We start from the raw sequence: 10,675 nt of genomic DNA on the forward strand, positions 1-10,675 counted from the left end.
ATCAGGCAGCCAGAGCCATAGATGCCGGTCGGGTGGAACTGCACGAACTCCATGTCCTGCAAGGGCAACCCCGCCCGCGCCACCATGCCGCCGCCATCACCCGTGCAGGTATGCGCCGAAGTCGCGGAAAAATACGCCCGCCCGTAGCCGCCGGTCGCCAGCACCACCATCTTGGCGTTGAACACATGCAGCGTGCCGTCGTCCAGCTTCCACGCCACCACGCCGGTGCAGCGCCCGTCTGTGATCACAAGATCCAGCGCGAAATATTCGATGTAGAATTCCGCGTTGTTCTTCAGGCTTTGCCCGTAAAGCGTGTGCAGGATCGCATGCCCGGTCCGGTCGGCGGCGGCACAGGTGCGCTGCACCGGCGGTCCCTCGCCATATTCCGTGGTATGCCCGCCGAACGGACGCTGATAGATCCGCCCGTCCTCGGTGCGGCTGAACGGCACGCCGTAATGCTCCAGCTCATAAACCGCCTTCGGCGCCTCGCGTGCCAGATACTCCATCGCATCCGTGTCGCCCAGCCAGTCGCTGCCCTTCACCGTGTCGTACATATGCCACTGCCAAGAATCCGGCCCCATATTCCCCAACGACGCCGCAATGCCGCCCTGCGCGGCCACGGTATGGCTGCGTGTCGGGAACACCTTGGTCACGCAGGCCGTGCGCAGCCCCTGCTCGGCCATCCCCAGCGTCGCGCGCAGGCCCGCGCCACCGGCCCCGACCACGACCACGTCATACTCATGCACTTCATACGGATAGGCAGTCATCATGCGTCCTTCATAGCGCGATGCGGGCCAGGGCAAACAGCCCCGTCGCAGCGATCATCCAAGCCAGCGATATCACGAAGATCACCAGCATTTTCCGCGCCGTGCCGCGCGCGTAATCCTCGATCATCGTGGTGGCCCCCATCGCGAAATGACGCATCCCCACGACCAGCAGAAGTGCCGTTACAATCGCCGGGAACGGATGCGCGAAAGTTGCCACCACCACATCCTGCGGTCGGCCCAGCGCATGGCCGAAGATATAAAGCCAAACCGGCACGAGGAAAGCCAATCCCACCGAAGACACCGTCATCGACCAATGATGGGCGGTTCCGGTATGGGCGGCGCCGCGGCCCTCGGCACGTTTGCGGGCTGTCAGATAGCGCATGATACCCTCACTGAACGATAAGAATGGTGAGGGCGGTCAGAACGACCGACCCGATGATGCAGGCCCAGCCCAGCCGCTCCGCCGTGGCCACCTCAAGCCCGTGGCCCGCGTCGAAATACAGATGCCGCAGCCCAGCAAGGTAGTGATACCACACCGCCCAGGCCGATCCCGCAAACACCAGATCGCCAAACCAGCTGGTTGCCACCGCATTGGCCACCGCGAAATACTCCGCCGACGTCGCCGCCGCCAGCAGCCACCAGACCGCCAGCACAACGCCGACGATCAGCGCATTGCCGGTGATCCGCGTCAGGATCGACGATACCGAAGTCATCTGCACCCGATAGATCTGCAAATGCGGCGACAGCGGTCGCTCCACCCGTTTGAGCTCTGCCATGGGTCTTTCCTCACCTGGCTATGGGCGCCTTTGCCAGTCGGTCTGGTCCAGGCTGCCCGTCCAACCTTGAATAACGCGTAAATCGGCGGTGTCACGCGTGACAGTGCCGCAGATGCGAAATGTTTTCGCTACCAGGCGAAGTTTCTCGCTTTTGTGATCACATAAAAATTCCGCGTGATCACAAATATCAAATTGGCACCAACACCCAGTAATCCAGATCCAGCAGCACGTCCGGCAGATATTTCCCACCCGCGTCCCGCAACGCCCCGGCCGCACCCTTCGTCGCCACCAGCCGCAGCCGCAGCGCACCGACCCCCGGCGCACCCGTCTCGGCACGATCCAGCACCTGCGACCAGGCCCGCACCGTATCGCCGGCAAAGCAGGGGCTCGCATGTGTACCGCCATTCAACGCCACGATGATCTGCGCATTGGCCAAGCCGTTGAAACTCAAGGCCCGCGCCATGGAAATCACATGCCCGCCATAGATCAGCCGCCGCCCATCCTCGCGCTGGCTCACATCGAAATGCACCTTCGATGTGTTCTGCCACAGGCGCGTCGCCAGCATATGCTCGGCCTCCTCGACCGTCACGCCGTCGACATGGTCAATCACCTCGCCAACCGCATAATCGCCCCAGCGGTGCCGCTCACCGGCCAGCGCAAAGTCATAGCTGCTGAAATCAAGACCCGACGGCACCACCAGCCAATCGGCTGGCACCGACGTCGCCAGTTCCGGCACCACGGTCAGCACCTCCACCTCGCGACGTCGCTTCTTGACCATCACCCAGCGCACGAAGTCCAGCACCGGCTCATCGCGCTGGTTCACCCCGACAGTCCGCACCCAGACCACACCCGTGGCCCCGCTGGAGTTTTCCTTGACCCCGATCACCGTCGATTGTGCCTTCAGCGTGTCCCCGGCAAACACCGGCCGCAGCCACCGCCCTTCGGCATAACCCAGATTGGCCACCGCATTCAGGCTGATGTCGGGCACGGTCTTGCCAAACACCACATGAAACGCCAGCAGATCGTCCACCGGCGATGCCACCAGCCCCACGCTCTTCGCAAATTCATCCGACGAATAGACCGCATGGCGCGCCGGATACAGCGCGTGATACAGCGCCCGCTCCCCCCCCGAGATGGTCCGCGGCACCGCATGGGTGATCACCTCGCCCACCTGGTAATCCTCGAAGAACCGTCCCGGATTGGTCTTCATTGCTCGCCCAGCTTCACGTCTGGCGTGTAGTCCCCCGGCACCTCTTTTACCACCGCCTGCCCACAGCGCATCACGCCGTGGGCCGCATCGAACGCGTAGGTCGGCCCGCCATGCAGCGCCCAACCCGCATTCAGCGCCGCCGTGATCTTGTGGCAGAAGGCCGCCGTGTCATCCTCGCTCAAAAACCGGTAAAGCTTCACCCCATCCCTCCCAGGAACTCTTTAAAACTCAATTCAAATTTGGCTTCCTCTTCGCCAAATATCCCACAGGGGGTCCGGGGGGTGTGAAACCCCCCGGCGTCAGCCCCAGGGCTGCACGCCCAGCCAGTTATGCACCGCCATCACCACGCCCACCACGATCAAGGTGCCGACCGCCGCCATCACTTCCTTGCGCGCTGGCACGGGCGCGTTGCGCACCCAGACCGGCTCTGCCCGGTTGATCACGATCACTGCCACCACGGCCCATGCCAGCAAACCGCCGAACAGAATCACCGCCGCCAGATCGCCGTTTACCAGCAGATGCGCCACAGCCCAGGTCTTGATCGCGGTCAATTGCGGATGCCGGATCACCCGGGTGATCGCTGTCTTCATCCCGCTGGCTGCATACAGGTAAAACGCAAAGACCATCAGCAGGTTGTTTACATGCACCAAAAAGCCGGGCGGATACCATAGGTCGATCTGCGGCGCGCTGCGATAGCCCAGCACCATCAGCACCACTGACCCCAGCAGCACCAGCGCCACCGGCCCCTTGGCCTTGTCGCCCAGCGCCGCGCGTCGCGCCGGGGCGAGGCGTTTGAACAAATGCGCCGCCCACCACAGCGCCATCCCCAAAATCAAAAGCGTCATGCCAACTCCCTGCGATGTTCCGGCCGCCACCTTGCCGTCAAACGGCAATGGCCGCAATCGTCTGTGCCCGCGCCAATACATCGCGCGCCGCATCGGCATGCATCGTCTCGACAATCCGGCCGTCCAGCACCGCCACGCCCTGCCCGCCACTGCGTGCCGCCGCAAAGGCGTCGATCTCGCGGCGGGCCAGCACCACCTCGGCATCGGACGGTGCGAAAACCGCATTGGCCACCGCCAGTTGCGCCGGGTGGATCAGCGTCTTGCCGTCAAACCCCAAATCCCGCCCCTGTTCGCATTCCGCGCTTAGGCCCGCCTGATCCTTGAACGCATTATAGACCCCGTCCAGGATCACCAGCCGCCGCGCCTTGGCCGCCAAAAGGCACAGCCCCAGCCCCGGCAGCATCGCCAACCGGTCGGGCCGGTCGCGCGCGCCGATCTCGCGCGCCAGATCGTTGGTCCCCATCACCATCCCCGCCAGTCGCGGATGCGCCGCAATCGCGGCCGCGTTCAGCACCCCGACCGCCGTCTCCAACATCGCCCACAACGGCACGTCCGGCAGCAACGCGGCCACCGCGTCCAGATCGGCCGGCCCGCTCACCTTGGGCACCAGCACGGCGTCGACCCCGGCATGGCCGGCAAAAGCTGCAGCATCCTCGCTCCCCCAAGCAGTGCCCAGTCCGTTGATCCGCACGATGCGGGCGCGCGGGCCAAACTCTGCCACCCGCAACTCCTGCACCAGAATTTCCCGCGCGCGCGCCTTGTCCTCTGGCAGCACCGCGTCCTCCAGATCAAATATGATCGCGTCGGCAGGCAGTTCGCGCGCCTTTTCCAGCGCCCTCTCCCTGGACGCGGGAATATACAGAACAGACCGATACAGCCGCGTCATGATTCTTCTCCAAGCAATATTCTTTCGTTTCGAAGCACGGAATCGCCACAATCGGCAAGCTCATTCTTGCTGCATTGCAGAAAAATTGCCGCCGCGCGCGGCATTAACCGCCTTTAAGCACCCCCAGCGCAGCCTTGCCCCAGGTTCCCAGCACAAAGGCCTGTCCCATGAACAGACATATGACCCGGATGATGCTCGCCCTCTCGCTCGGCTTTGGCGGCGTGATCCTTGCCACCCAGAACGGCTTTGCGAACCCGCAATGCGCCCCCCGCGCCGATGTGATCGAGGGTCTGGCGCAGAATTACGGCGAAACCCGCCGCAGCCTCGGCATCGCGGCCAACTCCACGGTGATGGAACTGTTCGCCGCCGATGCCACCGGCACCTGGACCCTCACCGTCACCACGCCCGACGGGATGACCTGCCTCGTCGCCTCCGGCATGGGCTATGAGGCGATCAGCGACCCCTTGCCCGCCCAAGGTTCCAAGGTCTAGCGCAGCCCCGCGACCCCGTCCCAGATCAGCTTGACCGAGATCAGCAGCAAGGCCCAGGTCACCAGCCGGAAGAACAGCCGCTCCGGCATCCAGTTCACCAGCCTGACCCCGGCAAACACCGCAATCGCGGCGGGCACGAACAGCACTGCGGCGACGCGCAGATTGGCCGGGTTCAACTGGCCCAGCGCATAATAGGGCACCAACTTCACCGCATTGATCACCGCGAACGCAATTGTCGAAGTGCCTGCGAACACCGCCTTCGACATCCCCAAGGGCAACGTGTACACCTGATAGGGCGGCGCGCCGGCATGGCTGACGAAACTGGTGAACCCGGTGATCGCCCCCCAGAACAGCCCCGGCGCAACCTCACCCCGTCGCGGCGCGGCAACCACCTGCTTGCGCAGCAACAGGCTCAGCGCGAACACCACCCCGATCACCCCCACCAGCAGCGTCACCGCCGCCTCGGGCACAATGCTGGCCGTGGCCCAACCAAACGCTATCCCCGCCACCGCCCCCGGCAGCACGATCGCCAACACCCGCCGGTCAAACGCATGCCGGTAGGCATAAAGCCCGAACATGTCCGACACCACATAGACCGGCAGCAACAACCCCGCCGCCACCACCGGCGATATCACCAGCGCCATCACCGGCACGCCCAGCATGCCGACCACCGGCACGCCGCCCTTGCCCATGCCCACCAGCCCCGCCGCCACCACCGCCACCGCCCAGAATGCCCAGCCGTCCATGCCTGCCCTCCCCGCTTTTGCCCCTTCGGTTAGCGTAAACACGCCCGCCCTGCCAGCCGCAACGCTTGCCACCGCCGCCGAACCGGCTTACCGAAAGACCGCAACCACAACCTTCGGAGACCTGACCCATGGCCAGACCCAAGATCGCCCTCATCGGTGCCGGGCAAATCGGCGGCACGCTCGCCCATCTCGTTGCCATCAAGGAGCTTGGCGACGTGATCCTCTTCGACATCGCCGAAGGCACGCCGCAGGGCAAGGCGCTCGACATCGCGCAATCTGGTCCCTCCGAAGGCTTTGATGCCGCTATCAAAGGCGCCAATTCCTACGCCGATATCGCCGGTGCCGACGTCTGCATCGTCACCGCCGGTGTCCCCCGCAAACCGGGGATGAGCCGCGATGACCTTCTGGGCATCAACCTCAAGGTGATGAAGGCCGTCGGCGAAGGCATCAAACAGCACGCCCCAAACGCCTTCGTGATCTGCATCACCAACCCGCTGGATGCCATGGTCTGGGCACTGCGCGAGTTTTCCGGCCTGCCGCATCACATGGTCGTCGGCATGGCGGGGGTGCTCGACAGCGCCCGCTTCCGCCATTTCCTCAGCCTCGAATTCGGCGTCTCGATGCGCGATGTCACCGCCTTCGTGCTCGGCGGCCACGGCGACACGATGGTGCCGCTCACCCGCTACTCCACCGTCGCCGGCATCCCGCTGCCTGACCTCGTGCAGATGGGCTGGACCACGCAGGAAAAGCTCGACGCCATCGTCCAGCGCACCCGCGACGGCGGCGCCGAAATCGTCGGCCTGCTGAAAACCGGCTCCGCCTTCTACGCCCCCGCCACCAGCGCGGTCGAGATGGCCGAGGCGTTCCTGAAAGACCAGAAACGCCTGCTGCCCTGCGCGGCCTATGTTGACGGCCCCTTCGGTCTCAAGGGCGTGTATGTTGGCGTCCCCACCCTGATTGGGGCCGGCGGCATCGAACGCATCGCCGACATCAAGCTGACCCGCGAAGAACAGGTGATGTTCGACAAATCGGTCGATGCGGTCAAAGGCCTTGTTGCAGCCTGCAAAGCGATCGATCCGTCTCTGGGCTGATACCACGGTCGCATCACCCCGAATGCACAGCCCCCCGCTGTGCATTCGGCGCTCCGCCCCCCCTCAAGATCTTCCCGGACAGCCCTGTTCGCCGCAATTTGACTAAAATTTGACTTCCTCTTCGCCAAATATCCCACGGGAGGTCCGGAGGGTGTGAAACCCTCCGGGGCCGGCCCCGCGCGCAACCTTCGGACGCCCATGCCCGCCTCCCCTTACCTCGCCCCTGATTTCTACGCCAAGGCCCTCGCTGCAGGCCGACACCGTGATATCGTCGGCGGACGCTGGGATGAAACCGCGCGCGCCCAGATGGCCGCCTTGCGTGCCGCAGGCCTCGCTCCGCATCACCGCCTGCTCGACATCGGCTGCGGCGCGCTGCGGCTTGGCCACATGGCCGTGCCCTACCTTGATCCGGCTCACTACTGGGGCACCGACGCCTCGCTTGCCCTGATGCAGCGCGGATATGAGGTGGAGCTTGCCGACAAGTCTCGCCTACCCCTCTCCAATCTCATCGAAGACGCTGATTTCGCCTTTCCGGGCATCCCCGCCGATATCGATTTTGCCATCGCCTTTGGCGTCTTCACCCATCTGCCAATCGGGGCAATGGAGTCCGCCCTGCACGCGGTCACAACACGTCTGCCGCGGCTGAGGGCGTTTCTCTTCTCGGTCTTTCTGGCCCCGGAAGCCCAGTTTGACGGCCCGTACCGCCAGACCGACGGCGTGGTGACCCACCCCGACCGCGCCCCGCGGCACGTCTTGTCGGCCGACCTCCTGCGCCTGTGCGACAAGGCCGGGCTGCAGCTCTTGCAAAGCCCCGGCCGCCTGCCCCGTGGTCAGACGCTCTGGGTCGCCTCACCACCCCAGATGCCGTAATTCGCGCGCATGTAGTCAACGCAGGCGAGGTTTGCCTGCGCGCGATCCGCACCATCGATCACCGACTTGAACAGCGCATGATGCTGGTAAAGCCCGGCAAAGACTTGCGAGCATTCCAGGCTTCTGTCGGCCCAGATCGGTATCCCACGCCGGGTAAGGTGGCCCGAGATCCAGATGTCATCCACCGCCCACAGCACCGGCGGAAGATCGAAGACTGCGTCGTCCAGATATTCGGGCCGCAAGGCAACGCCGGAAAAGCCTTCGGCAATGTCGGCATAGCCGGACCCTTGGAGCTTGCGAAACCAGGTCCGCAGCCGGGGCGCGGCCGGATCTTTTCGCCGGATCGCGGCCAGCAGGCGCCGAAATTGAAACCCGAACTGCTCTCTCCCGCTCCGGGCACGCACCGCTCGCGGCAGGGGGGCATTGCCGGTCCAGGGGTGACCGAGCATCCTGATCGACAAGCAGGTCGCACAAAGTGCCGTGTTCGGCAGCTTCCGGCGCAGCTTCAGAACCCGCGCTGCCCAAGCGGGGGCAAAGTAGATGTCGTCATCGACATACAGAAGCTCGATGTCCTGCCCCCGATAGGCCCGCAGGGCCGGCAGGATCTTGGTTGCCGGGCCAAAGTCTTCCTCGACCCGGACGATCTTGACGCCATCCGGCACGTCGGGCAAGCCGCCGCCCCATTGCGGAAAGCGGCGATAGCTGCCGGGGATGTAAAGCTCCACCGCCTCGGGCCGCGACGTCTGCTGCACCAGCGCCCGCAGCGTGGGTCCGATTGCGGCAAAGCGGGGGGGGATGGTCGAAAGACAGATGACATGACGCATGGCCGGGTGATAGCCGCGCCATATTCATACGTAAAGCCGGTAAAGGGATCCGGACTTGCAGCTTCTCGCGCCCTTGCCCATGCTTGGCGGGTCATCAATGGAGGATGCCATGCGAGCCCTGACCTTCGCCCCGGTTTTTGCACTTGCCGCTGCCCTGGCCTTTGCCGCCCCCCCGGCCAGCGCAGAAATCCTGTCCGAAGAGATCGGCCGCACCGGGATCAGCGCGACCGAGGCGCGCCTTGCCACCCTGCCATCGCCGACGAACGAAGACCTGTTCGCCAGTGCAGGCCTGCGCTTTCTGGGCGGGGTCGAGGCGGCGCTGCAGATCCGCTGGCAAACCGGCGTCCGCGCCGATTGGTCAGAACTGCCGATCCTCCGCCTGCCGATCCCCGAAAACCCTGACGCCCGCCCCTTCGCCCCGCAGGATTTCATCGACCTTCTGACCGGGCTGGAGGCCAGTATGGCCGCCTCCCGCGCTGCCCTCACCGCCCTTGGCGACAAACCCTTCGCCCTTGATATCGCCATGTCCGACCTCTGGTTTGACATCAACATGAACGGCACCCGCGACGCGGGCGAAGATGTGTCCTCCGTGGCTGGGCTGACCCTGGGCGGTGCCGGCCGCATCGCCAGCGTCGACGTGATCGACCCGACCGTGCGCTTTGACACGGCCGATGCCGCCTGGCTTTCAGCGTACACGAATTTTCTTTCCGGCTTCACCAACCTTGCCCTCGCCTACGATCCCGCCCCCGCCATCCAGCGCGTGCTGGACAGCGAGGAAAAGATCTATGCCCTGTGGGGCGACACCCCGCCCACGAATGCGCTGGACATGATGTTCGGCCGTCAGGCTGACCGCGTCGCCATGGCCCTGCATGCCCTTGCCCAGACCCCTGACCCGACCCTGACCCGCAAGGCCCACGCGCATTTTCTTGCGATGATCACCGAAAACCGCCGCTTCTGGGCGCTGGTCAACCTCGAGTCCGACAATGACCGCGAATGGGTCCCGAATGACCGCCAGACTTCCGCTCTCGGCATCATCATGCCGCCCGGTACGGCGGAACGTTGGCAGGCCGTCCTGGCCGATGCGGAAAAGCTTCTGACCGGAGAGTTGCTGATCCCGCACTGGCGCTTTGGCGCCGAGGCCGGGATCAACATGAAGAAGATGTTCGAAAACCCGGTCCCGGTAGACTTGATCACTTGGGTGCAAGGCGAGGGCCTGTTGCCCTTTGCAGAAAAGGGCACACGCGCCAGCCCGTTTGCCTGGAACGAGTTTACCCGCATTGTCGAAGGCGATGCGATGCTGTTCGCCCTGTTCCTGAACTAGTGCGAATCAGCAAAGTCAGTCAAATTTTCTGAAAATGCGACGCTGTGATCACAGTTTTTAAAAATGTGATCACAGCTACAAATTTTGTGATCACAAACACCACTTTTCCGGCCCGATCAAGGCCTTCGGTACCGAAAGCGGATACCAACCCGGCAGTTTCCATGCCATCACCGTCGCAAATTCCGAAACGGCAGGGCGGTCCGCATGAACATTCACGAATACCAGGCCAAGGCGCTTTTGCGCAGCTATGGCATCCCGGTTTCCGACGGCCGCGTCGTGCTGAAGGCCGAAGAGGCCAAGACCGCCGCCGGTGAACTTGACGGCCCGCTCTGGGTGGTCAAGTCGCAGATCCACGCCGGAGGCCGCGGCAAGGGCCATTTCAAGGAACCCGAGGCTGGCGAAAAAGGCGGCGTCCGTCTCGCCCGCTCGGTCGGTGAAGCCGCCGAGTTCGCCCGCCAGATGCTGGGCCGCACGCTCGTCACCATCCAGACCGGCCCGGCCGGCAAGCAGGTCAACCGCATCTACATCGAAGACGGCTCTGATATCGAACGCGAGCTGTATCTCGCCATCCTGATCGACCGCAAGACCAGCCGCATCTCCTTCGTCTGCTCCACCGAAGGCGGGATGAGCATCGAAGATGTGGCGCACGACACGCCGGAAAAAATCATTTCCTTCGACGTCGATCCCGCCACCGGTCTGTCCGATTTCCACGGCCGCCGCGTCGCTTTCGCGCTTGGCCTGCACGGCAATCAGGTCAAGCAATGCGTGGGCATCGTGAAGAACCTCTACCGGATGTTCGTCGAAAAAGACATGGACATGCTGGAGATCAACCCGTTCTGCGTGCTGAA

General features: G+C 64.1%; 14 protein-coding genes. 5 read left to right on the forward strand and 9 right to left on the reverse strand.

Going from position 1 to position 10,675, the window contains the following annotated elements; genetic code table 11:
- The 7 genes from RMO18_RS03920 to RMO18_RS03950 form a co-directional block, all read right to left on the reverse strand.
- A partial coding sequence (locus RMO18_RS03920) for an FAD-binding protein (RefSeq protein ID WP_309664026.1) occupies window positions 1-767 on the reverse strand: 767 nt, incomplete at its 3' end.
- A 10-nt stretch (window positions 768-777) separates the two neighbouring features.
- The gene (locus RMO18_RS03925; protein ID WP_309664027.1) at window positions 778-1,149 is read right to left on the reverse strand and encodes a succinate dehydrogenase, hydrophobic membrane anchor protein; all 372 of its coding nucleotides are present in this window, start codon (window positions 1,147-1,149) and stop codon (window positions 778-780) included.
- Between the two features lie 7 nt (window positions 1,150-1,156).
- On the reverse strand, window positions 1,157-1,543 hold the full coding sequence (gene sdhC / locus RMO18_RS03930; protein WP_309664029.1) for a succinate dehydrogenase, cytochrome b556 subunit: 387 nt from the start codon (window positions 1,541-1,543) through the stop codon (window positions 1,157-1,159).
- Window positions 1,544-1,730: 187 nt separating this feature from the next.
- Window positions 1,731-2,753, reverse strand: a complete 1,023-nt coding sequence (locus tag RMO18_RS03935) for a MaoC family dehydratase (protein WP_309664030.1) — start codon at window positions 2,751-2,753, stop codon at window positions 1,731-1,733.
- Complete coding sequence (locus tag RMO18_RS03940; RefSeq protein WP_309664031.1) at window positions 2,750-2,953, reverse strand: DUF1737 domain-containing protein; 204 nt, start codon at window positions 2,951-2,953, stop codon at window positions 2,750-2,752. Before RMO18_RS03940 ends, RMO18_RS03935 begins: the two co-directional genes overlap by 4 nt.
- A gap of 99 nt (window positions 2,954-3,052) precedes the next feature.
- The gene (locus RMO18_RS03945) at window positions 3,053-3,598 is read right to left on the reverse strand and encodes an NnrU family protein (RefSeq protein ID WP_309664033.1); all 546 of its coding nucleotides are present in this window, start codon (window positions 3,596-3,598) and stop codon (window positions 3,053-3,055) included.
- Between the two features lie 37 nt (window positions 3,599-3,635).
- The gene (locus RMO18_RS03950; RefSeq protein ID WP_309664035.1) at window positions 3,636-4,484 is read right to left on the reverse strand and encodes a CoA ester lyase; all 849 of its coding nucleotides are present in this window, start codon (window positions 4,482-4,484) and stop codon (window positions 3,636-3,638) included.
- 167 nt (window positions 4,485-4,651) lie between these two features.
- Here RMO18_RS03950 and RMO18_RS03955 point away from each other — a divergent pair, with 167 nt between their 5' ends.
- Window positions 4,652-4,975 (forward strand): hypothetical protein, encoded by a 324-nt coding sequence (locus RMO18_RS03955; RefSeq protein WP_309664037.1) that lies wholly within the window; start codon window positions 4,652-4,654, stop codon window positions 4,973-4,975.
- On the opposite strand, the gene RMO18_RS03960 is transcribed toward RMO18_RS03955, so the two are convergent.
- Window positions 4,972-5,721, reverse strand: a complete 750-nt coding sequence (locus tag RMO18_RS03960; RefSeq protein WP_309664038.1) for a sulfite exporter TauE/SafE family protein — start codon at window positions 5,719-5,721, stop codon at window positions 4,972-4,974. The two genes, RMO18_RS03955 and RMO18_RS03960, sit on opposite strands and share 4 nt — an antisense overlap.
- 128 nt (window positions 5,722-5,849) lie before the next feature.
- Between RMO18_RS03960 and mdh the strand changes: the two genes are divergently transcribed.
- Both mdh and RMO18_RS03970 read left to right on the forward strand, forming a co-directional pair.
- A complete protein-coding gene (mdh, locus tag RMO18_RS03965; RefSeq protein WP_309664039.1) occupies window positions 5,850-6,812 on the forward strand; it encodes a malate dehydrogenase in 963 nt (320 codons plus the stop codon).
- A 198-nt stretch (window positions 6,813-7,010) separates the two neighbouring features.
- The gene (locus RMO18_RS03970) at window positions 7,011-7,682 is read left to right on the forward strand and encodes a class I SAM-dependent methyltransferase (RefSeq protein ID WP_309664040.1); all 672 of its coding nucleotides are present in this window, start codon (window positions 7,011-7,013) and stop codon (window positions 7,680-7,682) included.
- On the opposite strand, the gene RMO18_RS03975 is transcribed toward RMO18_RS03970, so the two are convergent.
- Window positions 7,643-8,506 (reverse strand): glycosyltransferase family 2 protein, encoded by an 864-nt coding sequence (locus RMO18_RS03975; protein WP_309664042.1) that lies wholly within the window; start codon window positions 8,504-8,506, stop codon window positions 7,643-7,645. The two genes, RMO18_RS03970 and RMO18_RS03975, sit on opposite strands and share 40 nt — an antisense overlap.
- 109 nt (window positions 8,507-8,615) lie before the next feature.
- Between RMO18_RS03975 and RMO18_RS03980 the strand changes: the two genes are divergently transcribed.
- The gene (locus tag RMO18_RS03980; protein ID WP_309664044.1) at window positions 8,616-9,827 is read left to right on the forward strand and encodes a hypothetical protein; all 1,212 of its coding nucleotides are present in this window, start codon (window positions 8,616-8,618) and stop codon (window positions 9,825-9,827) included.
- A gap of 204 nt (window positions 9,828-10,031) precedes the next feature.
- A partial coding sequence (locus tag RMO18_RS03985) for an ATP-grasp domain-containing protein (RefSeq protein ID WP_309664045.1) occupies window positions 10,032-10,675 on the forward strand: 644 nt, incomplete at its 3' end.

This window comes from Tabrizicola sp. (assembly GCF_031377265.1).
Lineage (GTDB): Bacteria > Pseudomonadota > Alphaproteobacteria > Rhodobacterales > Rhodobacteraceae > JAUYQR01.